The following is a 26,220-nucleotide window of genomic DNA, read 5'->3' as shown; positions in this document are numbered from 1 at the left end:
GAGTGGCTCATTATGAAAATTGTCGCACTTGCGGGTTCTATTGTCGGCTCAAAAACAAGAACAGCTACGCAAAAAATGGTCGAGATGTTACAAGAAAAATACCCACAGCATGAAGTAATATTACTAGATCTTGCTGACTATCAGCTAGTTTTTAGTGATGGACGTAATTACTTTGACTATGAAGGCGATACAAAATATGTGACGGAAACCATTATGGCTGCAGATGCGATCGTTATTGGGACGCCAACATTCCAAGCATCTATACCAGCTACATTAAAAAACATCTTTGACCTTTTACCTGTCAATGCCTTCCGCGATAAAGTCGTCAGTGTTATTGTTACAGCAGGTACATCCAAGCATTATTTAATGGTGGAACAGCAACTAAAGCCGATCCTTGCTTATATGAAAGCGCACATCGTACCGACCTATGTATTTATAGAAGAAAAGGATTTTTTACGTAAAGAAATTGTCAATGATGATGTCCTTTTTCGTTTAGAACGGTTAGCAGAGGATACCGTGATGGTTACAGAGGCTTTTGCAGAAATTCGAGCCAAAAAAGATGCTGAATATGATTTTTAAAGATTAATAGAAGAAACGCTGTGAAGTAGTCTGACACAGCGTTTCTTTTTGTGTCAAGGCTAGCTATTTGACCATTCAAACCATCGAGCATGCCCATCTGGACGCGCCATTGTACGAATGGATTTTATAGTGCCTTGATCTATAAAATCTTGATGAAGTTTTGTATCAAATAAATTGTTATAGCAATGATAGAGAGGTCGCTCTAGGCTAATTTCTTTTAATTGCTCTATTAATGTATGACGTAATTCAATTGGTATTTGATTTGCGACATGTGTATGATAAATAACTAACATCGCCTCTTGCTCTATTGTTCGACTGAGCTCTTTAATCAGTTGAATCGCATCCCCTTTTACCAACTGAATATCTAATTGATTGATGATGGGAAGAGCCTGATTGAATAACATTCTACGTTCATGATGTTCAGGCTAAATTAACGCTTGAAGCCATTGACTTTCTTCTTTATTACCAAGATCAATTGGGTGTAAATCGATCCCTATTCTCTGCCAAACAACAGGAGGCTTTGACAAAGAGGCAGGCAATGTTTCACCACGATTTTCTGAGATCAACACGATATCATTCTTAGTATTAGTAATCGCTAAGTGTTGGTTATAGCAATAATTGTAGCGATCCATGCCAAGCTGAAGCCCAGCACTTGCACCAATTTCGATGAAAGCCAATGGTTGTTGATGTTTGGCATAGATTTCAGTCATCATTGGGTAAAGATACGCACAGCGTCGAATTTCATTTGTTTGTACCAGCTTTTCTTGAAACAATGTCGTTAATTCATTTGTATGTGATAGTACAAATGCTTTAAAAATAGGGAACACCTCCTGTATTGGATGTGGGAAAGGTGCGAAAGATGCATAATAATTTGTCAAAGGATCATTAGATGTTGATAACAGATAATGAACTGCTGCCAACAATAAATTGGGCGCAGGCTGACCCTGTGGGATCAAGGAGGCAATGTCTAACAAATCTTCGTCATTGGCAATTTTATTTGCTAAATGTTCGTACAGCGGGCTTGAGCCTTGACATTCCTGTTGAGCAAACATCAGAAATTGACGACTTAATCTAATGTGCGGCATATGATTCTCTCCTTTTAAATACATAATCTAGTTCATCATCAGTCTATTCTTATTGTATAATTTAGTAAATTATATATATTTAATGAATTTAATTAAGAATATTAATCAATGAGGTGAGATTTTTGGAATATAAATGGTTACAATCTTTTATCGTCGCTGCCCAAACCAGTAATTTTCGTACAGCAGCGGAACAACTTCATTTATCTCAACCAAGTATTACGGTTCATATTCAGCAGTTAGAAGAATTTCTGCATGTACAATTATTTAAGCGCGAAAAAAATCGTGTGCAATTAACAGACACTGGAAGGCTCTTTCAAATAGAGGCACAGCAAATGGTTAGACAGTGGGAACAAAGCATTGAACGTATTCGATTAGCAAGTAAAGGTATTCAAGAAAAGGTCATTATTGCTATGACCCCGTTAATGGTTGAAACGATTCTGCCTCATGTTATCTATCAATTTATCAATGACAACCCTTCACTTGAGATATCGATTTTAGTAGAGGATTCAGCTAAAATAGAGGATTTAGTCAATCAGGATCAAGCTCATATTGGTATTTCATTATTACCAACACGTTATCGACATTGGCATCAAGAGCTGCTGATTGATAGTCCATTAGAGTTAGTAATTCCCTTAGATGCCTATGATGATGAAACAGGCACTTATATTGATTATGAGGAGTTATTTCAAGCGTATACTTTATTTACGAACCACCATCCAACGATTTGGGGAGAGCTAGTACGTAAATTAAGAGAAAAATATGTTTTAACGAAGCAAGTATCCATTTCTCAGTCCTATGTGGTGAAAAGGCTAATAAAGGATGGTTTAGGGATGTCGTTTTTACCTCGTATGATTGTAAGGAAAGAGCGCATGGAGGGGAGATTTAATATAGTTCCTTTTGAAGAGTTCCCATTACCAAGTGTACCAGTTTACTTCTTTTATAAGGAATCTACACAAGTCCCAGATGGGTTATTAGATTTATTACAAACAAGAAATTATTTATAATTCAGATGATGGTCAAAAATGAAGGGGGAATCTAATATCAACTTTTTAAAAGTATACTTAGAACAAATGCAGATGATTTATTACAAAACCATACTGGTAATTGTACAATGTTAAATGAATGAAAAACATTGGTGTTTACTTGGATATTGAACAAATCATTATTGAACTTAATACACTATAGTAAAACAAGCGCTAATATTGTTCCTTCAAAACCTTAACGGAGGAGGAGTAGGGAAAATGGTTATTGAAAATACGGTTTTAAAGTTGCTTAAGTATAGTGCGCCAAAACCGAAATTAGAAATTACATGGGAAAATGGAAAGACTAGTATATGTGAAATTGATACATTTTACGATTCCGATAATGGATTGGAACTAGACGATGTAAATTATAAAGAGTATCATGTGGCACTAGTTATAGATGTGTCTAATAATTATTCGTATGTTGAAATTGGCACAGGAGAAAATAAACCTAAACTTATAAAGTTAGTGGATACAAGAGAAATAATTTTTAAAAGTGATTAATTTTCTTGCAACCAGAAGAGAATAAATATAATTACAAAGCCCAGATACTCAAATTGAAGTGCTCGAAGTAATAAAAATAGTATTAAGCGGCTTCAGACCTGAATTTTAGTGGACTCAAGTCGTTTAATCATTTCTGATAACGGTGATGATTATAAAAATGACATCAATTGCTTGTTTAAAGCTTCATAGTAATAATACTTATGTAAATAATACTTTTCAACTTCAACGTACCCCAAAATCCTTCAATCAGTCCGTTTTCAATACATCGACCAACACAAGACATTCTTTGTGTTATATTGGCTTTGTTTACGATTCGTTTAAATTCCTTCGAGGTATATTGAAAACCTCGATCACTATGTATTTTTGACAACTCGCCTGGCTGTAATGATTCATTTGCATTTTTTATTGTGTTGAAAACGAGGGAATTATTATTCGAATGACCCAATACATAACTTACAATTAAACCATCTTATAAATCGATAATTGTGCTTAAATAAGCTTTCTTTCAGTTTCCATACTTACACTCTGTGACATCTGTACACCATTTGTCATTTTGCTTTTCTGATGTAAATGCCCGATTCAATGAATACTCTGCCACATGATGAGCTGGTGATACGATAAGGCTTACGATTACGCCGAATAACAGATTTCAATCCGCTCAGTTGCATTAAACGATAGATACGTTTCTTGTTAACTATCCCTGGATTACTTTCTTTTCGCAGACGTTCGATTGCCAACGTTGTACGTCGATGGCCGTAAATATCCTCTACTTGTGGTAAAGAAGATGAATATCCTTTAAAATGGCTTCATTTTCAACTTCTCTTGTAGAATGCTTGCGACTCAACCTCTTCTAGAAATTCTAATAAACCTCCAAAACCATCTAGAGTATGTTTAACACTAAAGCTCTTACGATAGAGCTGACTTTTATCCAAAAGGCTTGAACCTTTAGAAACATCTAGACCAACGACTGGATTCTTATCGAAATCTCCTCCTCTAAGAAAATACTAAATTAGTCGGTAACCCCTAAATCTGCTTGTAATATCATAAGTTCGTTTGTTAAACGGGATCAAGTCCCGCGGGCCAGACGTTTTACCCCGACTACCGTAATAATAAAACCTATAAGAAAATAGCCAGCCAGAAAAATCTAGCTAACCTTATATTACGATAGGGCCATTTAATTGAGGAAGGATATGGTAAAATGATATTAGCCCAACATACAAGGTGAAATGATATCGACAAGTAGGGGATGTTATTCATAATACCTTAAATATAAGGAGATCTAGATGGATAAGAGAATAAAAGAATTAATTGATTATACAAAAGAAAAATACTGCTTACACGCTTATTATTTACACACATTTGATATCAACCGAAGTACAACAATTTTCAAAGATACCGTTTATAGTCTAAGCATGGAATGGTTTCCAAATCATATTAAAAATTGGGATGATGGAACCTATAATCCAGAAGGTACAGCTTGTATTGAGATAGACATCCATTCAAGAAAGACTAAACATGTGATTTTTAGTGAGGGTATATCAATTGTTGATGGTATGACATTTGATTTGAATAACAGGCATGAAATCATCATGTGGATTGAAAAGGAAACTGGGTTGAATTACGGAAGACAGTTTGAGTTATGGAAGGAAGAAGAAAGAGAGCTTCATTTCAAGGAATTTATAGATGGGGTTGCAGTTTCTCCGTCTGGTCATATTACATTAAAACTGGATAAAGAAGGTAGGCTCACCTTATTTTCCGTATATGGACAGTTTCAATCAGATAAATTTGTAAAACAAGAAAAATATTTACTTTCCCTTGAACAAGTAGAAAAGTTAGCTAAGGAACAATTGAAGTTAGTTGAGTTTCCAGTCATTGAACAAAAAAAGCTCGTTCCTGCATTTGCAATCGAGGAGATTTATATTAAGAATAATTGTTTTTCTACCTTACCTTTTGAAATCTTTGTAGATGATAAATTTTCTTTGCAAATGGATAAAGTGATAGAATGGGATGATAATATTCAAAAAACTTTCCAAGGTAAAATACTATCACTCATTGAAAATGTCACACCTGATCAAGCGTTTCAGTGGGAACCACATCCAGATTTGCGACCAATCACAGAGGAAGAAATTAAAAAGTGTGTCAGTAACATTAAAAAATTTTTAAGTCAAGAATACACGAATGATTCGGGGAAATGGGCATTAAAGTCGCTATATCGAGATAAGGGATACATCCATGCAATATTAAAAGCAAAGGAACAGAAAGAGCGTGTATTTAAAAGAAAAGTGAAGCTGTTCATCGACTCAGAGACTTATCAAGTATTAAATTACATGGATAATAAGCCGTTTTTAAAAATGTATATGGAACTAGATGAAGCAGAGGAAATAAAGATTTCAAAAGAGGATGCATTTGAGAAATTAAAAGACTTCATTGAATTGACACCATATTATGTATATGATTTTGAGCAGGGTTACTATATATTATGCGGAAAGTTAGATTGTCAATATGCAGTAAAGGCGAATAATGGAGAAGTTGTTAAACTAAATGAAATGTAATGTAAATAATATTGCTTCATTTAAAATATTGAGACTGCACACTATTCTTTTCTAATTCAACAATCGGGTGCATATCTTTTCTTTGAACTGAACCCCGAATAGTGGACACTTAAAAAAAGTGGACCGATTCGAGGTTCAGTTCATTGTGAGTACCTGGTCATTTTTTGTTTCTACAAAATTCACTTACCAAACACAAATTTCATCCAATTCCTCTATTGAATATGGACGCTTGGTTTTATTTTTAATTATGTATAATGAGTTGGTTTTTTCTTGTTATCTAAATAACGCTCTCTAGAATGTTGTGTGAAGTCATTAAACAATTTTGAAAGTGAAGTAGAGTCAAGACTAGATTGTATAACCTCAAATAATTGTGGGTCATATGAAATAATTTTATCTTTATATGAACCTAAAATAATGATTTTCAGTAATCCGATATCACCCAGACGTTTATAATGCTCACTTGTAATAATGATTTCTTGTTCTGGGTGCAATTTTAACCATCTTCTTACGCGGAATTTATTCATATTTACCTCTCCTATACTTTAAAAGTTAAACATTATTTGATAGAAATTTGGTGTTTCTCATTAAGTAGTGTTGTACCGTTTACTTTAACAACAATATTTAGACATAGTAATCCACCAATTTTTACTTTTACTTTAGATATGGTTCCATTAGCTTCTGTAATTTCACCTTTCAATTTTACAAAGGGGTAGACGTGTTTGAACATATTGTCCCTACTTTTTTTATCTATTACCTCATTATTAATATAAAGAACTTCTTCTGTCATTGCATTTACAATTCGAATGATATGCCCTTTATACTCTAACTGCCATACTTTAAATACTTTTTTTTCTAAATCCTCGGTTGTGTTTTTCCATTCTTCTTTTAGTTCTTCACGAAAATTTTTAAACAAGTTATTTCCTTCAAAAAAATTAATGATTAATTAATAGGGTAGCGTCCATCTATTTAATATTATGAATTAATGTAATTTTATAGGAAATACTTATAATTGTATATACAAAAAATAGACAGCTGTGTTAGTTTTCTGTTTATCTATCTAAATCCATGTACAACAAAATAGCTTCAAGGAACAAAAATACTTAAATTGTCACCAAATAAGAAATATGCGCGTTACCTTAATCGATAATGAGTTTTTTTAATATAATATAACTATTGCTTTGTCAACAAATGTTTAAGTACAAATTGTTAATTTAAGATTTTTGAATCATTAGTAATGAGTTTTTTCTTTTGGTTTAAAAGTACAAATAATACTGTCAGAGAAACTATCATTAATTGTTACATCACAACTGGAAATGGGATCGAGTAGTTTTTGTAAGCTTACGATAAATTGTTGATCAGTAGTGTTAGAATACATATCTTTTTGTATGAAATTAATTATTTCTGCTTTAGTATCTTCGTCAGTTGCAATACGACCAACTGTTTCGTGATTATTTTGGATTAATATTCTTTCAATTTCTTCTTGAGTATGATCCCTTTCTGCTGCTTCTTTAGTCATTTCATCACTCCTTAAGAATGTGTATACCTAATAACACCTAATATTGTATTGGTAAATAATTGAAGTGTAGGGAGGTATCCGATTTTGAGGTACGCTAGTCAAGGGCTAAAAACCAAGTTAGAGGAATTACTTATTTGCCATATGAACAAATGACCAGATGTTCATTAATTTGAGCCTGAGAATTTTTAATATATATAATGAGTTGGCTTTTTTTATTACTTAAATACTGTTCTCTCATTTTTTGAGTGTAATCCTCTACTACTTTTGAGTCACTGCGTATGAAGCAATATTGATAGAATGAATGTCAATCGTTTTCCAAATGAAAATAAGAGGTGGAGTAGGTTCTATTGCTATCTAACTAGCTAAATGGGCTGGGTTAACGGTTATAGGTAAAGCTTCGAGAATAGAGTCATGTATTTTGGCAACGGGAGCTAGGTGCAGACTATATTATAATTCATTATGAGAAATTTGCTTCAAAGCTTAATAGAATAGGTTTTGAAGCAGTCGATTATATTATGTGTTTGAAATCGACAAAAGAAAATTGGACTAATATGGCAGAGGCTATCGCTCTACAAGGAACAATTTGTTCTAGTGTGTAAACTAATGAACCACTTGAATTGACAATATTAAATAATAAAGCTAACAATAGAGCCACATCAAATCTCTTTGAAAGTTTTTAATGCAGATGGTTAAGGGTAAATAGAGGATAGAACTGGTTCTTCTGTAGCTAACGAAGCCGTATACTTCCACAAGGAGAAATGTATATAGGAACTTCTATTGGTTCCCAACGTTTTAAAATGAAAGAGAACGTGTAGGAAACTTGAGATATAAGTGTGTGAAAAAAGTATGGAGACGGGTGTTAGTTAAAGAAACTGATATTGTTAAGGGCGATATAGAATCTCTACTAAAGTAATTAGATAGTGTAGTTTTCTTTAATGCAAATGATGGGAGAGATGGTATGGAAAACGACTGGGACAAAGCTATAGGTTCTCTTTCTAAAATAAATGTTTTTTCAAACCCAAATAACGAGCCGGTAACCATAAATGGTGAAGCTGATGATTTGAAGTGTATAGGTGTTGGGACAGATGCGGCTGTTTTTCAAGCTCTTTCCGCTCCAGCGTATGCATTTAAAGTATATGCCAAAGACAAAGTACACAAAGTAAAAATTGAAGCAAATGTTTATGAAATATTAGGAGATTCACCTTTCTTTTCAACATGCTTTGCTTCATATGACGAATACCTTGTTTTAAGTTACGAAGAAGGAAAAACGCTCTTTGATTGCATTCTCCAAGGTATTCACATTCCAAAACAGGTTATAAATGAAGTGGAGGATGCAAGAGAATATGTTCGGAAGCAGGGCCTTAACCCTCGTGATATTCATTTAAAAAATATTTTGCTCCAAAATGGAAGGGCGAAAATAATTGATGTCTCTGAGTACACACTTCAGGGTAATGATTATCGATGGGAGCATTTAAAAAAAGGATACGAGCAATATTATCATGTAATAGATGGGAACTCTGTGCCGTTTTGGTTAGTAGAAACAATTCGAAAATGGTATAACCAGCGTGGAAAGAATACTTCATATGAAGAGTTTACAAAAAATATTTTAAAATTTTTGTTAAAAAATAATTGAACTTACAGGAGCTACCTTTTACGAGATGATTTCATATTGGTCAGTAACGCTACTCACATCGAGTAGCGTATTTTTAATAGTAAGAGGGTGAGAGTATATCAATTTACTGCAGCTATGTTTTGTCTCTTCAAAGAGCAACTGCCCTCTTTTTTAAAGAAATCTATCTTGTAAAATACAAACCCATGGTATAAAAAGCTGCTGCAGGAGCAACATAGCAATGTCATTACTTCATTTAAGATTGTAAAATTGATTTTTTATAGAAGGTTCTTTTCTTTTGATGTTACCCAGTACCCTTCTAGTAAAGCTTCTTTAACTTCTTTGATAGTATTTCCTTATTAGGATTATTACGAAAATGTTGTTCTAGTTTATTCATTAAAGTGTCCTTCTTTAGCTTAGTGAAAAATTGAAGAGGCATCTGTTATATACAAAACATAGAATCCAGTACTCAAATAACTTTGAGACTGGTTTTTTTAAAATATTTGACCAGACAAGAAGCTCTTTTTCTCTAGAATTCTAAATTCAGTTTAGATAGTAAAAATAGCTGCAAGCTTAGATGTTTTTGCGGCTTTTTGCTTTTTTTAGGAAATTCAATCTGATAATATATATATTCTTGCAAAAAGATGCATCATTAGTCTTTTATGCTCAATCCTACCAAATTATACATATTTACAAACAACTTAGGTTGATTATGGAATATTAATGTATTGTAAATTTTATAAATTGATGTAAAGATATTTCAGAATGGATTGAAAAACTGCAAAAAGATGATTAATATTGCAAATGTAAGCAAGAATTTGCAAAGGAATAAATAAGTTAAGTGCAAAAAGCAGTAGATTAAGAAGGAAGAAGAGTGATTTAATGGGAATTTTTTTTAATCCAGTAAAAATTAATATTGGGGAATTAAAGGTTTTAAAGCGAGTAATTGAAGAAATGCCCCAAAAGGTAACAAAAGTGCTTTTACTTACTCGTGGGGGTAATTTTAATAAATCGCCAGAAAGCGCTGAAATGAGGAAATGTTTACAGCAGTATGAAATGCAGCAAGTAGATATTGAAATTTCAAATCCTACTGTAGATGATTTATTCGCATTGTTCAATGAGACAAAAGATTTTGATTTTGATTGTATCGTAGGTATCGGAGGGGGGAGTGTACTAGATTTATCTAAATCATTAGTAGCGATTAAAGGAATGCAAATTGAAAACTCTAAGCAGCTGTTGACAATTATTGAACAAAAAAACTACAAGAATAACGAGCAGACAATACCTTGGATTGGAATTCCTACTACTTCCGGTACTGGCTCGGAGCTAACATGCTGGGCAACAATTTGGTATGACAAGCAAGGAATCAAACTATCTATTGATAACCCATCGTTATATGCCTATGCAGCAATTATTGACCATACACTAACAACTTCATTACCAATTAGTATTACTGTTTCGACAACATTAGATGCTTTATGTCATGCAACAGAGGCCTATTGGTCAAATAAATCGAATGAAATTTCGAGAGTTTATGCAAAAGAGGCCATTCAGCGAATTATGCAAAATTTAGAACCGCTAATTGAAGTACCAAGTAATATAGAATATCGACGTGAGATTGCTTTAGCAAGTATGTATGCAGGCTTGGCCTTTAGTAATACGCGTACAACAGCTTGCCATTCCATTTCTTACCCACTAACAATGGAGCTTGGGATTTCACATGGTGTGGCAGCAAGCCTAACATTAGCAAAAGTGTTAGCTATTAATTTTGAGAGTATCCCTGAAAAACAACAACTTCTTGAAGCATTTGGTCATCGTTCGTTTAAAGAAATACAACAATGGATAGAAAGCGTACAGGAAAGAGCGGGTTTTGCTACAAGACTTGTGCAATACAAAGGAACACATGAAAGTATTAATCGTATTGCAGAAAATGCGTTTACAAAAGGTCGTATGGATAACAATCCAGTCCCCTTAACAGAAGCGGATGTTAAAAATATTTTAATCTCAATCTATGAATAGGAAGGTATAGAACAATGAAGAAAACAATTTTAATGTCATCAGTTTTAGCACTATCAATCGCTTTAGCAGCATGCTCTGGACAAACAACAGAAAGTAAAGTAGACGACAAAATCGACATTGTTTGGTACCCAAATGAATCAGGCTCTGATTTAAAGGCATCACGTGATGAGATAGGAGAATTAATCGAGGAAGCCACAGGTAAGGAAGTGAAGCATCACTTAACGACAGACTATGCTATCGCGATTGAAACAATTGCAAATGGCAATGCAGATATGGGTTTTATGGGTTCAAACAGCTATATTGAAGCGAAGAAAAAAAATGATGCAGTTATTCCGTTAGCAGTACAATCTGGCGCATCTGGAACATTAGATGATGCAATTTATTATAGTTGGTTAGCTGTAGATGTAAATGAACAGGATGCATTCAAAAAGGATGATGAATTTTCATTAGATACAATTGAAGGGAAATCAATTTCATTTGTATCAAATAGCTCAACCTCTGGCTTTAAAGTACCATCCTCAACAATCATTAAGCATTTCTCAGAAACGGATAAATACGCAGACTTATCTGAGGAAAGCATCATGACAGGTGCTGAATTATTTGAGCAAGTATTATTTGGTAACTCTCACCAAGGATCGGCGGTGAACTTGTTAAATGGTGATGTAGATGTAGCCGCATTCTGTGATACATGTGTAGAAGAGTATGTAGAGCTCAAAGACGGAGAAGCAAATAGACAAGGTGCTATTTATACAGTAAAAGAAAATGCAGCAGAGCCATTTAACAAAGTAGCAGGTAAGGATTTTACATTAATGAACGTAACGCCTGTATTAAATGAACCATTCGTTGCAAATTTAGAAACTATGGGTCAAGAAGATTTTGATACAATTCAAGCTCTATTTACTTCGGATGAGTTTGCAAATAACGAAATGATTTTTGGTTTAGAGGGTAGTGAGACTGCAACATTATTCACAAAGGAAGAGAATGAGCGTTTCCTTAAAGTTGAGGATGCATGGTTTAACCCGATTCGAGAATTAACAAAATAATTAGCAAAAAGCGAGGATATTCGAGATGATACCATTATTGCAGGTTAATAAAGTAGAGAAGTTTTATAACGAAGAAACAAAAGTATTAAAGGATATTAGCTTTGAAGTTTATCCAGGAGAGTTTATTTCCATTATTGGTCCTTCTGGTGCAGGAAAATCCACGTTACTACGCTGTATTAATCGAATGGTGAATTTTAATCAAGGAACAATCCTATTTGATGAACAAAATATCGGTCAACTAAATAAGAAGGAGCTACGAAAAGTACGTACGAAAATCGGCATGATTTTTCAGCATTATAATTTAGTTCCACGTCTTTCGGTTTTAGAAAATGTACTGCATGGTCGTTTTGGTTATAAAACGACTTTGCAGGGAATTTTTAATCGCTATACGCAAAAGGAAAAGGAGCGTGCCTTTTTCCTCTTAGAAAAGCTTGGTATTGAGGAACATGCATATAAACGTTGTGACCAATTAAGTGGGGGACAGCAACAGCGAGTTGGGATTTGTAGAGCGCTTATTCAGGAGCCTTCACTAATATTATGTGATGAACCAATTGCCTCGTTGGATCCGAACTCCTCAAAAATTATTATGGATTATTTGAAGATGATTTCCTCTGAGCTAGGAATTGCGGTAGTCGTTAATCTACATCAGGTGGAGGTTGCGCAGCATTATTCGGATCGTATCATTGGCTTAAACAAAGGCAATATTGTCTTCAATAATCGCAGTGCTGCACTGACGAATGTGGAAATCCAAAATATTTATAGTTCGAACATGCAAGATTTAATCATGATATAAGGAGATCTAACATGATTGACAACAAACTGAAACGTAGTAACTGGCATATATGGTTTTTTCTAATCGCCATTATACTATTTACCTATGGCTCTGCTGCCATCACTCAATTTAATGTTGTAGAAGGTATGATTACCTTGCCAGATGCTCTATTGTGGATGTTATCAAATTTATTTGTAACAGGTGAGTCATTAGAAAAATTACCGATTATACTTGCAGCATTATTTGAAACGATTTTTACGTCTATTGCTGCTACTGTATTTGGCGCAATCATAGCACTATTTTTAGGGTTATTTGGCTCTTCTAAAACGATGATCAATAAACCGTTAATGCTAGTTTCTCGCTTTGTAGCATCGCTTTCCCGAAATATTCCAGTTGTTGTCTGGGCGCTTGTATTATTGTTATCGTTTGGACAGAATTCGGTGACAGGTTTTATAGCTTTATTTGTAGGCTCAACAGGTTTCCTAACACGCGCATTTATCGAATCGATCGATGAAGCAGGTGATAAGTCTATTGAAGGCTTACAAGCAACTGGAGCAACATATTTTCAAATCGTCTTTAAGGGCGTATTGCCACAGTGTTTACCGCAGGTTATTAGCTGGATCTTATTCATGGTTGAAACAAATATTCGTAATGCAACATTGATAGGCATTTTAACTGGTACTGGCATCGGCTATGTGTTTGATATTTATTATAAAATGCTGAACTATAATGTAATTTCACTCATTACACTCTGTATCGTAGTAGCCGTTATTGTTATTGATGTGTGTTCAAATCATGTGCGAAAGGTGATTTTATAAATGGTACAGGCTATGGAAAATAATCCGCCTCGCAAAAGGCATATTCCATTAAAGAAATATTCACGAGCAGATATTTATATCCGTGTGATGCTCCTAATTTTTACGCTATCAACAATTTTTGCGTTCTTTATATTTAACTATAAAGGGTTTGAGCTAAAAACAGCGATTGTTGATACGTTAAGCAATATTAAAATAATGATTTTAGAACCAGGGCTATCGCATTTTAGCTGGGGAGAAGCATTTTACCAAATTGGCATCACAGTTGGTCTTGCTTTTTTATCAACAATTATTGGGGCAGTGATTGCATTAGGGTTAGCTTTAATGGCAGCTACAAATTTATCAAATGAATGGTTGTCCAAGATTGTACGAATGGGGATGGCATTTATTCGTGCGGTACCCACAGTTTTATGGGTATTGATCTTTGCAATTTCTGCTGGTTTAGGGAGTGAAGCCGCGGTATTAGGGATGCTACTGCATTCGGTAGCATATTTAGTAAAGGCATTTTCTGAGGCTTTTGAGGAAATGGATTCAGGCATTATTGAGGCGTTACGAGCTAGTGGGGCAAATTGGTGGCATATCATTATTCATGCAGTCCTTCCTACGACATTTACCTATTTACTATCATGGGTATTTTTACGCTTTGAGATTAATTTTGGTGTAGCTGTTGCAATGGGTGCAGCGGCAGGTGCAGGTGGCATTGGCTTTGAATTATTTATGGCATCAAGCTTCTATTTTGACTTGCGTGAAGCAGGGATGATTACATACTTTATTTTAATCATCGCGATTCTATTAGAAATTACATCAACACAATTAAAAAAACGTTTCTTCCCAGCGAAGGCTTAGTAGGGAAGAATATTTGGAGGACATACTATGAAAGCGATTGAAGGAATTATTTTGGATTGGGCAGGGACAACAGTAGACTTTGGCTGTATGGCCCCAGTCAATGTTTTTGTAGAAATTTTTCACGATGCAGGTGTTGAAGTCACGATTGAAGAAGCAAGAAAACCGATGGGTATGCTTAAAATCGATCATATCCGTACGATGCTTCAAATGCCAAGAATTGAACAGCTCTGGCAGGAGGTACACGGAAGCCCCTTTACTGAACAGGATGTAGAGGCACTTTATGTAAAATTTGAAAAAAGTTTAATGAAAACATTGGCTACCTTTACGGATCCGATTGACCACGTAGTAGAAGCGGTTACACAATTGCGGAGTAAAGGGCTAAAAATTGGTTCGACAACAGGTTATACACAAATGATGATGGATGTCGTTGTGCCGAATGCTAAGGCAAAAGGCTATAGTCCAGATTTTTATATTACACCTGATGCAACTAACTCATTAGGAAGACCATATCCATACATGATTTATCGTAATATGGAGCAGCTTCAATTACAGTCTGTACAACAGGTTGTTAAGATTGGTGATACAATTTCAGATATTAACGAAGCATTAAATGCAGGGGTTTGGGCTGTCGGTGTAGTGATAGGAAGCTCTGAAATGGGTTTAAGCAAAGAAGAGTATGAAGCATTGACTTCTGAGGAAAAGGAACAAATCATTGAAAGAACCGTCCAAAAATTTAAAGATCTTGGCGCGCATTATACAATTCGTACAATGAATGAGTTACCTGGGTTAATTGATAAAATAAATGAGCGCATAAATAGGTAACGAAATTCACCAAGATAGCAATGCTTAAATATATTTTTCTTCATTCAGCGACATAAAAATAAAGCACTCCAAATGTTAGAGTATGTCTAACATTCGGAGTGCTGTTAACATTTGTATAGGGAGCTTTTCAATAACACATTAAATGTTTTTTGTTTATGTGTATGGATCTGAAGTGTCATGCTTTACTATTTTCTGGTTACGCTAGAGCCTTAATTTGGAGAAATAATTCTTATATCATGACTACTATAGTCCTCTATTGTTTTAGCTGAAATTGAACTATCAGATACGATGAGATCAATTTCATTTAAAGGACAGATGTTTATATAAGATGAAGTCTCAAATTTTGTAGAATCCGCCACTACAATTTTATGATTTGATCGAGAAAGGATAGCTTTAATCACGTCTACTTCGTGGATTCTAAAATCTGTTAAGCCGTTTTTTAGTGATAAGCCATTCACTGTTATAAATGCAGTATCAATATTAAAATTTGAGAGAACTTCCTCGCATTGCTTTCCATATAAAGTATACTCATCAGGATTGTAAAAACCACCAGAAAGAATGACCTTAAAATTTTTATTCGCCCCTAAAATACTTAGAATCCGAATATCATTTGTAATGATGGTTAAACGGTGGAACTTTTCTACTAAAACCTTGGCGATTTCAATGGTAGTTGTTCCACCATTTAATGCTATTGCCTGTCCCTCTTCTATTAGTTCAGCTGCTACAGACGCTACCTCTTGTTTCTTTTCTAAATTTTCTACTTCCCTTTCAACAAATAATTTATTAAGTACATTTTTATTATTTTGCTTCAAAATGGCTCCTCCATGTACTCGTTTAATGGTGCCTTTTTTTTCAAGAGTTTCTAAATCTCGTCGAATGGTGTCTATGGATACATTTAATAATGACGCAAGTTCAGTAGCTTTCACAGCTTTCTGTTGTTTTAAATATATTTCTATTTTTTGATGTCTATGTTCTTGTAACAATTGTATAACCTCCATTTATTCTTGCAATTAATAATTGCTCTAATCTAAATATTATCAATCATTTAATTAAAAAATGCAAAATACAGCAAATGTGAAAGTGTGTACAAAGTAATTATTCCATGTTTTCTATGTGAATAAAGTTAATGTTATGTAAAGAAAGTGCTAGTTAGATTGTAAAACAGCAGAAAACAGATTATTCTTGCACTATACAGCAGAAATAACAATAAAGGAGGTGGGAATTAAGGTGTAATTAAAATTAAGTTATATATTTTTTCAAACCAATTATAGAATTAATTTTTGGACTACACAAACTCTTTTAAAAGGAAGGAAGTTTTTCGTGAAAAAGTCAAAAGCGGTATTATCGTCCACTTTAGCACTATTAATGTTAGGTCAAAGCTCAGTATTAGCAGAATCTCAAATGGCTGAAAGGGAAACACTTACTCAGCTACTTGTTGAAACAAGTAAATTAGAAGGGCTATTCTTTGACTCTGAAAAGAAAAACTCAGTACAGCTAAATAAAGAATTGGAAAATGTTCCATCAACTTATGAAATGATTGTGAAATTTGAACCAAATCTAAATCAGCGTCAAATATTGTTTGGGAATTTTAAATCAGGAAACAAAACTGCATATAATATTGAAATAACAGCTGATAATCAACTTAGATATTATGAAATAAATCAATTTGGCACTATTGATAAAAAAACAGTAGAAGCAGATATTACAACAGGTGAATGGACACATTTTGCTATAATAAGAGATGTTGCGAATAAAAAAATAGTCTTTATTCAAGACGGAAAAGAAATAGCTTCATTTGATAACGTAGATTTAGAGGAAGATCTTGCTTTTGAAAATTATCATAGTATCGGTAAAGATACTAGGGATCAGTTTCACCCGAATGCTGAAATAACAGAAGTTCGTTTATGGGACGATGTTCGTACGTTGGATGAGATTAAAGATAACGTTTATGCAGACATTAAAGGTAATGAAGAAGGGTTAATGCATACTTGGATGTTAGATGATTCCGTATATGATAGTCCTAATGTCTATGATAAAGCGGGAAAAATTGATGGAGTGGCATTTGGGTTCCAAAAAGAGTCTGTGATAGAAATACCAGAAGAGAGTGCTTATAAAGGAACAGGTATTGATTTTTCAAAGGGTGACTTGGAGATTGCAGCAGACGAACCTATTACAGAAGCTCCTCGTACAGTTGAAGCATGGGTGAAAATTCCAGCAGATACACCAAAAGAAAAACGTGTAGGGAATATCATCGGAAATTATTATCACGAATACTATAAAGACAAATCCAGATTCAATTTTGAAATTACTAGCAACGGTAATCCAAGAATTTATTGGCAAGCTCATACCGCTCATACACTTGATTATTCAACAAATGTGAATGTCAATTTAGGTGATTGGGTACATGTTGCCATGGTATTGGATGACAAGCAAGGTATTGGATCGACATATATAAACGGGGAAAAAATTAACGAACAATCTATTAATACACCTATTCCGAGTATCCCTCCTAGAGAAGAACTTAAAATCGGCTCGGATTATAGAGGTTACACAGCTGATGGTAAGCCTGAATATAATTTTAATGGTGAAATAGCGGATGTTCGGTTATGGTCTACTGCTAGAACTTCAGAAGAAATTAAAGCAAATTATAATAAAGCATTGGAAGGAAACGAAGAAGGATTAATCGGTAATTGGAAATTGGATGATGGAAAAGATGGAGTGTATCCAGATCATTCAAAGAAGAAGAACCATGCTCATGAGTATGATAATGAGAATAGCAACTGGATTGATCCTGACTTTGCAAAAGGGGACTACTCAATTGTGTAATTCCTGACACGCAGTATTTTGTTGAACATTTCCCAAATGAATTTAAGGAATATATGACTTGGTTTAAAGACACTAAAGATGATTTAAACATAGAACTTGTAATGCAAGTAGGAGATTTAGTTAATAATCCAGGAAGTATAAAGGAATGGCAAACAGTTCAAGAAGGTATGTCCTATTTAGATGGTATAGTGCCGTATGTTTTTGTGCCTGGAAATCATGATTATAACGATCAAATTAAACGTACTACAACTAATTTTAATCAATACTTCTCTTATGAAAAATTTTCAAAAAGTTCTACATTTGGTGGTGCTTTTGAAATAGGACAGATGGAAAATACGTATTCTTTCTTCGATATACATGGACTAGAATATATGGTGATTAATTTAGAATATGGCCCACGAGATGAAGTGCTAGAATGGGCTAACCAAATAGCAAAAAATAATGAAGATAAAAAAATTATTGTCAACACCCACTCTTACTTATATCACAATGGAGAACATCAATCGCTAGACCATATGGATAACCCAGGAAGATACATTTCTGATGCCAATAATGGAGATCAAGTATGGGATAAGTTTGTAAGGAAGCATAAAAATATTATTCTAGTAACAGCTGGACATATTGGTAGCGAGGATTTAGTTGTGAGAGAAGATATCGGTGATCATGGTAATTCTGTTAAACAAATATTAGTTGATGCTCAATTCATGAAGCCTTATGATTTAGGGATGGTAATGTTCATGACCTTCAAAGAGGGAAGCAACGATGTAGACGTGAACTGGTATTCAGTTAAGAAGGATAAGCTATTCCGTGCTGACAACCAATTTACTATAAATTTAAACGTTTATGATGATGAAAAGTCAAACCAATTTATTGGTGATGTAAATGGTGACAATGTCATAGATGTTCAAGATGCTTTTTTCTTGAAAAATCATATCAATAAGCCTGGTAAGGGCCCAGAAAAAGCAGATATTAATCAAGATGGAGCCATCGATGCTAAAGATATGAAAATTATAGTAGACAATTACTTAAGGGTAAATGAAAAAGTAGAAAATGCACCAAGGCCAAAAGAGAAACATGGAGGCCTAACGCTTGAAGATATTCTTGAGGATTTGGATATGAAGGATTTAATAAAATAAAATATATTTATTAAGCTGGGACATTACTGGTCAAAACGTTACAAAGCGTGAGAAATCAATTTTAGAAACGTTGATTTCTCGCGCTTATCTGATGTGATATTTTTTAATTTTGCTTTGATAATATACTTATGTCCCAGCGTTTTGATAAGAGTTTTCAGTCGCAGATTGGTGTACGGTTAATGATTTAGTACGATAGTTGACTCCAAAATGTTCCATATTGCGTAAGCTAGTTTATTTTAGAAGTCTAACTTAAATTGTTTAGTTAGAATTACTTCATGTTATGCCTTATCCATAGAATCATTCATCTCAACGTTTTTGATCTTTAATCTTCTGAACCTAGCTACAAGTAGCAAAATTAATGGTAGTAAAGTAGCGAAAACACCTATAGCTAATGGCCAAGTTTGCTGGTTGTATATATCCGAATGAATGATGTTCGCATGAACAACTTGTGAAAGACCTATGGAAACCATTCCAAGTGGTAGAATGAGAGGTCTATGATCTTTTAGTTTAAGCATTTGGCTTATTCCTATTAAAGAAGCATAAAAATATATAAAAGATCTTACAAATATTGTAACCATCCACATGAAAGCCATAATAATTTCTATGCGTTGCAAAAAATCCCCAATAGAAATTTTTTGAGCTAACGTATAACTCGGAAATGTTCTTAAGGATGTATTGGTTACGCCCAATACTAAAATTGTTAATGCTATAAAAGCAGTTATAATAAATCCACCCACTAATGTGCCAATATAAAAGCCCTTCTTGCCAGTTTGAAGGTTATTAATAGCAGAAGGAAAAATCATTAAAAGGACAATTAATGGAAAAGAAAATAAACCCATGAAATGCAACACACTATATATTAGCGGAGGAACTGATACTTCAAAAAAAGGTTGTATATTTCTAATGTCAATTTGCGGTGAGACAAAGAACAAAAAAGTAATAAAGATGAACAAAAAAATTGGAAAAAGTATCTCTAAAGTGCGGGCAAACACTTCTATACCTTGATACACAGCGAATAGAATAATAAAGTTGAAAAGTATGGTAAATACTACTGGTGGTGTTTCAGGCATCACCTCTGTTTGTAGAAAATTACCAATGAAGTATAATAATTCTCCTGATGAAAGTAGTGTTAACAGGACAAAACAGAGAGAAATAAATTTACCGACAATGTTTCCTAAGAACTTTTCAGTTACTTCTACAATAGAAAGGTTCTCCATTTTATTTGATAAAATGATATAAAGCTTTACTAAAAATAAACTTAATAAGGTACCTATAGTGGCTACAATCCAAGCGTCTTGTTTTACTTCTGAAGCTATGCTTGCTGGTATTATTAATATTCCTGTACCTACCGTATAGAGAGTAACAATTATAGTGAATTGGCGGGAGCTTATCAATTGTTTTTTCATAATAGATGCCTCTTATTAATTATTTTTTATTTAACAAATTCTCCATTAAAAAGTCACTGATTGGTTGAAAAATATAAATGATGGGGTCCAGTGGGCTAATCATTGAAACATTTAAACTGATAGCAATGTTTAAGACTGCTCCTAGGACTAATAAAAATAAGAATAACCCAGCTAATTTTGCACCACCTTTTTTTAATTTAGGCAGTTCAATTAATGCAATAGCAATTGAAATGATTAATATGCCTAAGGTGATAAACATAGTCAATTTTTACTCCTTTACTTTTGAGTTTTGCATAGTCCCTAGCCCTTGCGTATTGACTTTAACCTTAACATTTACTTCTACCTCAGGATAGATTGTTTGCCAGTCATCTTTGATTTTTCCCCAAAGTGTAGGGTCTGCACGATGAATCATTTCTCCAAAACCAAGCACATCGGCTTGATAATTCACTTGAAGAATATTCAGTAATTGCTCAATATTTTTCTCAATTAGTTTTTCAGATTGATTATTAATCCAATCTATCTTTTTTAATGTTGTTAAATCAATATCACAATTGACCTCGGCAACATTTTGAACAACATTCATGTTAATCTGAATAGTAGGCTTACCATCAATAATTACTCCTTTTGTTTTTGTTTTAGATTGAGTAATCTCAGTTGATAATTCTCCTTTCGAAGGACAACTAATAATTTCAATCGTTGATTTGATTTGATTGTTTAAGTAATTTAAACTTTTACTATCATACTCATCAAGATAACCTAGTAATTTATCTTCTTTAAAAATAGCTAGCCCTGTAAACTTCAGCTTTACTGGCGTTTCAATTCTTTCTACATTAGTTTGGTCAATTCCTAAGCTTTTTTCTCCTAGTACTTCAATTGCTGATAGAACAAAAAATTGGTCGTTTACGCCTAATTTTGTTACTAAATCTTCAATATCCACTTCTAAAGTAGAGCCCCATGCATCTTGCATTACTTTTAAAGAATTTAACATTTTATTTGCAGGTATTTTTTCTATAGGAGTTAAGACGTTTAAAACATCTTTCGCAGTTGCTTGCTGTGATACTATAACCGTAAAGTCATTTCGTATCTCTTGATCTCTTCCTAAAAAATCTACGGTATCTCGTAAACCGTTTTTAGCTAATTCTTCACCCATAACAACCAGTTGTAAATGCGCAAAATATAATTTTCTTGGAGATAATGCCAATATCTTTCTTATAGCTTCAAACACTGTTTTTCCTTTAGCATGATAGGTAACAACTGGTGCATGGCCACTTGTAGATTGCTTTGACGAAACTTGACTAGGATCAATGACTTGTGCAGAAATAACGTATTCGTCATCAACAAGATCTATACCTAATGCTGCTACAAGCGCTAATTCATTTAACTCACGTTTACTCCAACACCCGCTTAGAATCAAAATTAGAAAGATTAATGAAAAAATAATAAAGTTCATTTTCATAAGGTAACCCCATTTAACAGTTAGTTATGACCGATTTTTACGCCCTCTTACATTATTAATCTGGTTGATCAATCGTGGACGTGTAAGTAAGGACCCACGTGGAAAAATAATTAAGGCATCTTTTTGATCTTGTGGTATTAAAGGTGCAAATGGGCTCATATAAGGAACACCAAATGAACGCAAACTACATAAATGGATGAGCAACAGCATAAGCCCTACAAAAACGCCAAACAGTCCAAACATCGCTGCTAACACCATTAACGGGAAACGTAAAATTCGGATAGAATTGGATAGACCATAAGCTGGAAAAAGAAAACTACAAATGGCTGTTAAGGCTACAATAATGACCATTGCTGCAGAAACAATTCCTGCCTCAACGGCTGCTTGACCAATGATAAGTGTTCCGACTATAGAGATTGCGGATCCAATCATTCTAGGCATCCTTAAACCTGCTTCCCTTAAAATTTCAAATGCAATTTCCATAATTAAAGCTTCTATAAATGCTGGGAAAGGAACGCCTTCTCGTTGTGCATATATACTGATAAGTAGCGGTGTGGGTATCATTTCATGATGAAAAGTTGTTAGAGAAATATAGAGAGAAGGAGCAACTAATGCAAGACTAATACCTAAAAAACGAATAAGTCGAATAAACGAACTAACAATTGCATTCTGATAATAATCTTCTGCAGATTGCAAGAAAGAAGTGAATAATGCAGGTACAATTAAAACAAATGGCGTGCCATCAACTATAATCGCAATTTTGCCTTCTAATAACTCTCCGGCTATAACATCTGGGCGTTCGGAATTATAAACGGTAGGAAATAAATTAAACTTTGAGTCTTGAATTAATTGTTCAATATAACCACTCTCTAAAATACCATCAATATCTATTTGATCTAATCTATGAAGTACTTCGTTAACAATCTTCTCATTCGCTATACCGTTTATATACATAACAGCTATTTCTGTTTGAGTAAATTCACCAATCACTCTTGACTTTATCCAAAGATTTGGACTTTTGATTTTGCGTCGAATTAAAGCTGTATTGGTTCTTAATGTCTCTGTAAATGACTCCCTTGGCCCCCTAATAACAGCTTCCGTGGCTGGCTCTGTTATTGCTCTCTCTTTGGGACTTCTAGTACTTGTAGAAATACCTAATGCAAGTCCATTTATTAATAGGATGGTTTCTCCACTCAAAATAGCGTTAAACAGAGAAGGAAAATCTGAGACATCTTTTATACTTCCGACAGTCAAGCAATATGTTTTTAATCGTAGCGCAATATCTTGTAATGTAGTTTCAGACGTCACCTCAAAATCAGAAATAATAGACTCTAATAAAAAGTCCGTAATTGAGGTGTTATCAGCTAGACCATCCGTATAAATAATAGCTATTGAGACCTCGATCGGTTTACCAATCAAAAATTCTCGAGTAATAATATCATTGCTGTTGCCTAGTGAATTTTTAATAGTTTTGATATTTTTCAGGAGAGATGTAGAAAGAGAATTAACTATTTTACTTTTTATGAGATTATCTATTTCTGAATTGCTCACTACAAGGTCCTCCTTTAGTTTTCTAATTAATAGAATATGCAAAAGATAGAGAGAATATACTTTGTCTATTTAAGAGAAGAAGAACTTAATAGAATTGTTCATTTGTTTTGATAGAAATAAAAAACAGACAACAATTTTTGTTGACTGTTTTAAAAACTTTAGTTGTTTAAAATAGTAGGTTTATCAAATGAAACAATATCAATAATATGGTCTAAACAAACAATCTGATAATGGAATAGCTCCTTGTAGGAATAGATATCGAGAGCTATAGTTCCTTTACTTATGAAATCTAAATAAGTTGATTTTGTAAAAAGACGTACTGAGTTACCCAAGAAATCATCTTCTTGATTTACAAAATGAAATGATTCGTCAAAAACAGTATAGGCTACATATGAATCGAATTCTATATGTATGACCGGTAATGTCTTATCAATTTCAATAGGATGGACATCATTTATAGTATATTCCTCAAAACTTATATCATTACTTTCGGAGCTAACGGAAGCTCTAGAAATAGAAACTCGCAAAGAGTTTGTCCCTGGCTCTACTATATTAGCTAAAAACAAATAACCTTTCCATTGCATTAAATCTTCATAGTTCATACAAATCACCCTTCCAAATTATCACTAGAGATTATGGTCATTTTATAGTTAGAATTTCAAAATGTCAATTTGGGATTGGTTGAATGAGAATAAAAATTTATTGTTTTTCAATAAAAAATAATTGACTTAGAATATATTTTGGATTTATGATTGTTACGGTAAGTTGTAGTAAGATGCAGTGGAGGAATTAAACCTTTTTACATTGAATGGAGGAAATAGGTTATGAAAAAATATATTTTTGCATCAATGCCAATCATATTAGGCGTACTTAGTTTTTTAATCGTTATGGTGAAAGGGAGTAATGTAGCACCTGATGGTACATTAGAAGAACCATTCTTTCTTATTCCAATAGGATTTTTATTGTTATTTATTGGATTTATATGTGTAGTAGGGGTAGCCTTAATTTCGTTTAATAAAAAGACACAATACGTTAAGTAATAGATAAAACAACCAGGTCAACATAAGAGACCTGGTTGTTTTAATATTTATTTTACTCAAAGAAAATATTATTTTTTAAATTATACTGCTCTCCCCAATCTCTCATAAGTTTTATGATTGGTTCAAGTGTTCGACCGAATTCAGTTAGTGAATATTCTACTTTGGGCGGTACTTCTTTAAAGATTTCTCTATGGATTATTCCATCCTTCTCTAATTCACGGAGTTGTAACGTTAACATTCTTTGAGTAATATCGGGCATTAAACGTCTAAATTCATTGAAACGCTTCGTTCCTGACATAAGATGATATAAAATAACGCCTTTCCATTTACCACCAATTACTGCAAGTGTTGCTTCAACAGGACACCCATAGGCATCAGGACAAGCTGAATAAGGGTTAATTTGATTGCTATCTGTCATTAAAATTCCTCCAGATTATTTATTTAGTATAAAAATTGATACTATACAACAAAAATGTGCGTACTTACATAAAATATATCATCATATTATTATAGCTGACATAAGGAAATAAAATATAAAGGCAAAAGGAGCAATTTTAATTATGGAAAAAATGAAAGCTGTAGGTTTACATCACTACTTACCTGTTGATCATCCAGAGAGTTTAGTAGATTTACAAATTGTAAAGCCAAGTGTCAAAGATAGGGATTTATTAATTAAGGTAAAGGCCGTTTCAGTAAATCCTGTAGATTATAAAGTAAGATCACCCAAAGAAAAGTTTGAGGACATTCCTAAGATTTTAGGATGGGATGTGGCAGGCATTGTTGAAGAGGTTGGTCCATTATGTACATTGTTTAAACCAGGTAATGAGGTATATTATGCAGGCGATATAACACGCCAAGGTTGTAATAGTGAATTTCACCTTGTTGATGAAAGAATTGTTGGTCATAAGCCGAAATCTTTAAACTTTGCAGAAGCTGCTGCATTGCCATTGACTTCACTCACTGCATATGAGTCCATATTTGACAGAATGAAAGTTAGTAGTTTTTCAAACGAAAATAACAATAAAACAATATTAATTATTGGTGCAGCGGGGGGAGTAGGTTCTGTCGCAATCCAACTAGCTAAATGGGCTGGGCTAACGGTTATCGCTACAGCTTCTAGGCAAGAATCACGCGATTGGGCAACTGACCTAGGGGCAGACTATATAATAAATCACTATGAGGAATTTATTCCACAGCTTAAAAAAATCGGTTTTGAAGCAGTAGATTATATTTTATGTTTGAATTCGACACAAGCATATTGGACTAAAATGGCAGAGGCTATCGCTCCACAAGGAACAATTTGTTCTATAGTAGAAACAGACGAGCCTATTAATTTGACATTACTTAAAAATAAAAGCGCTACATTTGTGTGGGAGTTTATGTTTACACGATCTATGTATCAGACTGAAGATTTGATTGAACAACATAAATTATTAAATAGAATAGCTATTTTAGTTGATAGCAATATTATAAAAACTACAATTTCTAAAATCTTATATCCAATTAATGCAGAAAATCTGAGAAAGGCACACTCAATTCTTGAAAGCGGAAAGACCATTGGGAAAATAGTACTTGAAGGTTTTGAATGATAAGTTTGTGACTGCCTTTTTTTCAGGGCAGT

The 26,220-nt window shown here is 33.7% G+C and carries 27 protein-coding genes and 1 pseudogene; 15 read left to right on the top strand and 13 right to left on the bottom strand.

Annotated features, from left to right (window positions below; all coding sequences use genetic code 11):
* Positions 1 to 12: 12 nt before the first annotated feature.
* On the top strand, positions 13 to 579 hold the full coding sequence (locus tag PSR12_RS14440) for an NADPH-dependent FMN reductase (RefSeq protein ID WP_274769483.1): 567 nt from the start codon (positions 13 to 15) through the stop codon (positions 577 to 579).
* A gap of 59 nt (positions 580 to 638) precedes the next feature.
* On the opposite strand, the pseudogene PSR12_RS14435 reads toward PSR12_RS14440, so the two are convergent.
* Positions 639 to 1,631: pseudogene (locus tag PSR12_RS14435) on the bottom strand (DUF2332 domain-containing protein).
* 155 nt (positions 1,632 to 1,786) lie between these two features.
* On the opposite strand from PSR12_RS14435, the gene PSR12_RS14430 reads away from it, so the two are divergent.
* The gene (locus PSR12_RS14430; protein ID WP_221680230.1) at positions 1,787 to 2,668 is read left to right on the top strand and encodes a LysR family transcriptional regulator; all 882 of its coding nucleotides are present in this window, start codon (positions 1,787 to 1,789) and stop codon (positions 2,666 to 2,668) included.
* 237 nt (positions 2,669 to 2,905) lie between these two features.
* On the top strand, positions 2,906 to 3,190 hold the full coding sequence (locus PSR12_RS14425) for a hypothetical protein (protein WP_257522472.1): 285 nt from the start codon (positions 2,906 to 2,908) through the stop codon (positions 3,188 to 3,190).
* Positions 3,191 to 3,365: 175 nt separating this feature from the next.
* Here PSR12_RS14425 and PSR12_RS23910 read toward each other — a convergent pair whose 3' ends face one another.
* A complete protein-coding gene (locus PSR12_RS23910) occupies positions 3,366 to 3,650 on the bottom strand; it encodes a DDE-type integrase/transposase/recombinase (protein ID WP_369354206.1) in 285 nt (94 codons plus the stop codon).
* A gap of 88 nt (positions 3,651 to 3,738) precedes the next feature.
* Positions 3,739 to 3,951 (bottom strand): IS3 family transposase, encoded by a 213-nt coding sequence (locus PSR12_RS23905; protein WP_446720658.1) that lies wholly within the window; start codon positions 3,949 to 3,951, stop codon positions 3,739 to 3,741.
* Between the two features lie 522 nt (positions 3,952 to 4,473).
* Here PSR12_RS23905 and PSR12_RS14420 point away from each other — a divergent pair.
* The gene (locus tag PSR12_RS14420) at positions 4,474 to 5,742 is read left to right on the top strand and encodes a hypothetical protein (protein WP_257522471.1); all 1,269 of its coding nucleotides are present in this window, start codon (positions 4,474 to 4,476) and stop codon (positions 5,740 to 5,742) included.
* Between the two features lie 245 nt (positions 5,743 to 5,987).
* Here the strand turns inward: PSR12_RS14420 and PSR12_RS14415 are convergent, their stop codons facing one another.
* The 3 genes from PSR12_RS14415 to PSR12_RS14405 all read right to left on the bottom strand — a co-directional run bounded on the left by PSR12_RS14415 (position 5,988) and on the right by PSR12_RS14405 (position 7,258).
* Positions 5,988 to 6,266: a hypothetical protein gene (locus PSR12_RS14415; protein ID WP_221680234.1), complete on the bottom strand. Its 279-nt coding sequence runs from the start codon at positions 6,264 to 6,266 to the stop codon at positions 5,988 to 5,990.
* 32 nt (positions 6,267 to 6,298) lie between these two features.
* On the bottom strand, positions 6,299 to 6,655 hold the full coding sequence (locus tag PSR12_RS14410; protein ID WP_274769480.1) for a hypothetical protein: 357 nt from the start codon (positions 6,653 to 6,655) through the stop codon (positions 6,299 to 6,301).
* A gap of 315 nt (positions 6,656 to 6,970) precedes the next feature.
* Entirely contained in the window at positions 6,971 to 7,258 is a 288-nt protein-coding gene (locus PSR12_RS14405) for a Rossmann-fold NAD(P)-binding domain-containing protein (protein ID WP_274769479.1), read from the bottom strand.
* 958 nt (positions 7,259 to 8,216) lie between these two features.
* On the opposite strand from PSR12_RS14405, the gene PSR12_RS14400 reads away from it, so the two are divergent.
* The 7 genes from PSR12_RS14400 (at position 8,217) to phnX (ending at position 15,184) form a co-directional block, all read left to right on the top strand.
* Positions 8,217 to 8,891, top strand: coding sequence for a serine/threonine protein kinase (locus tag PSR12_RS14400; RefSeq protein WP_274769478.1), 675 nt, complete (start codon positions 8,217 to 8,219; stop codon positions 8,889 to 8,891).
* Between the two features lie 858 nt (positions 8,892 to 9,749).
* Complete coding sequence (locus PSR12_RS14395; RefSeq protein ID WP_274769477.1) at positions 9,750 to 10,886, top strand: phosphonoacetaldehyde reductase; 1,137 nt, start codon at positions 9,750 to 9,752, stop codon at positions 10,884 to 10,886.
* Positions 10,887 to 10,900: 14 nt separating this feature from the next.
* A complete protein-coding gene (locus PSR12_RS14390; protein ID WP_257522467.1) occupies positions 10,901 to 11,929 on the top strand; it encodes a PhnD/SsuA/transferrin family substrate-binding protein in 1,029 nt (342 codons plus the stop codon).
* Between the two features lie 28 nt (positions 11,930 to 11,957).
* Complete coding sequence (gene phnC, locus PSR12_RS14385; RefSeq protein ID WP_202341406.1) at positions 11,958 to 12,722, top strand: phosphonate ABC transporter ATP-binding protein; 765 nt, start codon at positions 11,958 to 11,960, stop codon at positions 12,720 to 12,722.
* A gap of 11 nt (positions 12,723 to 12,733) precedes the next feature.
* Positions 12,734 to 13,519 (top strand): PhnE/PtxC family ABC transporter permease, encoded by a 786-nt coding sequence (locus PSR12_RS14380; RefSeq protein ID WP_274769475.1) that lies wholly within the window; start codon positions 12,734 to 12,736, stop codon positions 13,517 to 13,519.
* On the top strand, positions 13,520 to 14,362 hold the full coding sequence (locus PSR12_RS14375) for an ABC transporter permease subunit (protein ID WP_263081940.1): 843 nt from the start codon (positions 13,520 to 13,522) through the stop codon (positions 14,360 to 14,362). It abuts the gene before it with no gap.
* Positions 14,363 to 14,389: 27 nt separating this feature from the next.
* On the top strand, positions 14,390 to 15,184 hold the full coding sequence (phnX, locus tag PSR12_RS14370; protein WP_274769473.1) for a phosphonoacetaldehyde hydrolase: 795 nt from the start codon (positions 14,390 to 14,392) through the stop codon (positions 15,182 to 15,184).
* A gap of 209 nt (positions 15,185 to 15,393) precedes the next feature.
* Here the strand turns inward: phnX and PSR12_RS14365 are convergent, their stop codons facing one another.
* Positions 15,394 to 16,167, bottom strand: coding sequence for a DeoR/GlpR family DNA-binding transcription regulator (locus PSR12_RS14365; RefSeq protein WP_202341139.1), 774 nt, complete (start codon positions 16,165 to 16,167; stop codon positions 15,394 to 15,396).
* 337 nt (positions 16,168 to 16,504) lie between these two features.
* Between PSR12_RS14365 and PSR12_RS14360 the strand changes: the two genes are divergently transcribed.
* Both PSR12_RS14360 and PSR12_RS14355 read left to right on the top strand, forming a co-directional pair.
* Positions 16,505 to 18,010 carry a LamG domain-containing protein gene (locus tag PSR12_RS14360; protein WP_274769472.1) on the top strand — a complete coding sequence of 502 codons (1,506 nt, stop codon included), beginning with the start codon at positions 16,505 to 16,507 and terminating at the stop codon, positions 18,008 to 18,010.
* Positions 18,010 to 19,146, top strand: a complete 1,137-nt coding sequence (locus tag PSR12_RS14355; protein ID WP_342456132.1) for a metallophosphoesterase — start codon at positions 18,010 to 18,012, stop codon at positions 19,144 to 19,146. The genes PSR12_RS14360 and PSR12_RS14355 overlap by 1 nt, the downstream gene beginning before the upstream one ends.
* 278 nt (positions 19,147 to 19,424) lie before the next feature.
* On the opposite strand, the gene PSR12_RS14350 is transcribed toward PSR12_RS14355, so the two are convergent.
* The 5 genes from PSR12_RS14350 to PSR12_RS14330 all read right to left on the bottom strand — a co-directional run bounded on the left by PSR12_RS14350 (position 19,425) and on the right by PSR12_RS14330 (position 24,161).
* A complete protein-coding gene (locus PSR12_RS14350; protein WP_274769470.1) occupies positions 19,425 to 20,552 on the bottom strand; it encodes a GerAB/ArcD/ProY family transporter in 1,128 nt (375 codons plus the stop codon).
* A 19-nt stretch (positions 20,553 to 20,571) separates the two neighbouring features.
* A complete protein-coding gene (locus PSR12_RS14345) occupies positions 20,572 to 20,817 on the bottom strand; it encodes a hypothetical protein (protein WP_274769468.1) in 246 nt (81 codons plus the stop codon).
* 3 nt (positions 20,818 to 20,820) lie between these two features.
* Positions 20,821 to 22,008, bottom strand: a complete 1,188-nt coding sequence (locus PSR12_RS14340) for a Ger(x)C family spore germination protein (protein ID WP_274769466.1) — start codon at positions 22,006 to 22,008, stop codon at positions 20,821 to 20,823.
* A gap of 24 nt (positions 22,009 to 22,032) precedes the next feature.
* The gene (locus tag PSR12_RS14335) at positions 22,033 to 23,559 is read right to left on the bottom strand and encodes a spore germination protein (protein WP_274769464.1); all 1,527 of its coding nucleotides are present in this window, start codon (positions 23,557 to 23,559) and stop codon (positions 22,033 to 22,035) included.
* 158 nt (positions 23,560 to 23,717) lie between these two features.
* Positions 23,718 to 24,161: a hypothetical protein gene (locus PSR12_RS14330; RefSeq protein ID WP_257522459.1), complete on the bottom strand. Its 444-nt coding sequence runs from the start codon at positions 24,159 to 24,161 to the stop codon at positions 23,718 to 23,720.
* Positions 24,162 to 24,383: 222 nt separating this feature from the next.
* On the opposite strand from PSR12_RS14330, the gene PSR12_RS14325 reads away from it, so the two are divergent.
* Complete coding sequence (locus PSR12_RS14325) at positions 24,384 to 24,599, top strand: DUF3955 domain-containing protein (RefSeq protein WP_257522458.1); 216 nt, start codon at positions 24,384 to 24,386, stop codon at positions 24,597 to 24,599.
* Between the two features lie 52 nt (positions 24,600 to 24,651).
* Here PSR12_RS14325 and PSR12_RS14320 read toward each other — a convergent pair whose 3' ends face one another.
* Complete coding sequence (locus tag PSR12_RS14320; protein ID WP_274769461.1) at positions 24,652 to 25,017, bottom strand: winged helix-turn-helix transcriptional regulator; 366 nt, start codon at positions 25,015 to 25,017, stop codon at positions 24,652 to 24,654.
* 142 nt (positions 25,018 to 25,159) lie between these two features.
* On the opposite strand from PSR12_RS14320, the gene PSR12_RS14315 reads away from it, so the two are divergent.
* On the top strand, positions 25,160 to 26,188 hold the full coding sequence (locus PSR12_RS14315; protein WP_446720636.1) for a zinc-binding alcohol dehydrogenase family protein: 1,029 nt from the start codon (positions 25,160 to 25,162) through the stop codon (positions 26,186 to 26,188).
* Positions 26,189 to 26,220 lie beyond the last annotated feature (32 nt).

Source organism: Lysinibacillus sp. G01H, from assembly GCF_028872195.1.
Taxonomy (GTDB): Bacteria; Bacillota; Bacilli; order Bacillales_A; family Planococcaceae; genus Lysinibacillus; species Lysinibacillus capsici.
Note: the sequence above shows the minus strand (reverse complement) of the source record. Positions and strands in the feature narration are given on the sequence as shown.

Excerpts from the sequence above, each read along its gene's own strand:
- PSR12_RS14390 (WP_257522467.1), top strand. The coding sequence starts at position 10,901 with ATGAAGAAAACAATTTTAATGTCATCAGTTTTAGCACTATCAATCGCT.
- phnX (WP_274769473.1), top strand. The coding sequence starts at position 14,390 with ATGAAAGCGATTGAAGGAATTATTTTGGATTGGGCAGGGACAACAGTA.
- PSR12_RS14325 (WP_257522458.1), top strand. The coding sequence starts at position 24,384 with ATGAAAAAATATATTTTTGCATCAATGCCAATCATATTAGGCGTACTT.
- PSR12_RS14320 (WP_274769461.1), bottom strand. The coding sequence starts at position 25,017 with ATGACAGATAGCAATCAAATTAACCCTTATTCAGCTTGTCCTGATGCC.
- PSR12_RS14400 (WP_274769478.1), top strand. The coding sequence starts at position 8,217 with ATGGAAAACGACTGGGACAAAGCTATAGGTTCTCTTTCTAAAATAAAT.
- PSR12_RS14425 (WP_257522472.1), top strand. The coding sequence starts at position 2,906 with ATGGTTATTGAAAATACGGTTTTAAAGTTGCTTAAGTATAGTGCGCCA.
- PSR12_RS14340 (WP_274769466.1), bottom strand. The coding sequence starts at position 22,008 with ATGAAAATGAACTTTATTATTTTTTCATTAATCTTTCTAATTTTGATT.
- PSR12_RS14315 (WP_446720636.1), top strand. The coding sequence starts at position 25,160 with ATGGAAAAAATGAAAGCTGTAGGTTTACATCACTACTTACCTGTTGAT.
- PSR12_RS14350 (WP_274769470.1), bottom strand. The coding sequence starts at position 20,552 with ATGAAAAAACAATTGATAAGCTCCCGCCAATTCACTATAATTGTTACT.
- PSR12_RS14440 (WP_274769483.1), top strand. The coding sequence starts at position 13 with ATGAAAATTGTCGCACTTGCGGGTTCTATTGTCGGCTCAAAAACAAGA.
- PSR12_RS14405 (WP_274769479.1), bottom strand. The coding sequence starts at position 7,258 with ATGACTAAAGAAGCAGCAGAAAGGGATCATACTCAAGAAGAAATTGAA.
- PSR12_RS14375 (WP_263081940.1), top strand. The coding sequence starts at position 13,520 with ATGGTACAGGCTATGGAAAATAATCCGCCTCGCAAAAGGCATATTCCA.
- PSR12_RS14415 (WP_221680234.1), bottom strand. The coding sequence starts at position 6,266 with ATGAATAAATTCCGCGTAAGAAGATGGTTAAAATTGCACCCAGAACAA.
- PSR12_RS14395 (WP_274769477.1), top strand. The coding sequence starts at position 9,750 with ATGGGAATTTTTTTTAATCCAGTAAAAATTAATATTGGGGAATTAAAG.
- PSR12_RS14380 (WP_274769475.1), top strand. The coding sequence starts at position 12,734 with ATGATTGACAACAAACTGAAACGTAGTAACTGGCATATATGGTTTTTT.
- PSR12_RS14330 (WP_257522459.1), bottom strand. The coding sequence starts at position 24,161 with ATGAACTATGAAGATTTAATGCAATGGAAAGGTTATTTGTTTTTAGCT.
- PSR12_RS14420 (WP_257522471.1), top strand. The coding sequence starts at position 4,474 with ATGGATAAGAGAATAAAAGAATTAATTGATTATACAAAAGAAAAATAC.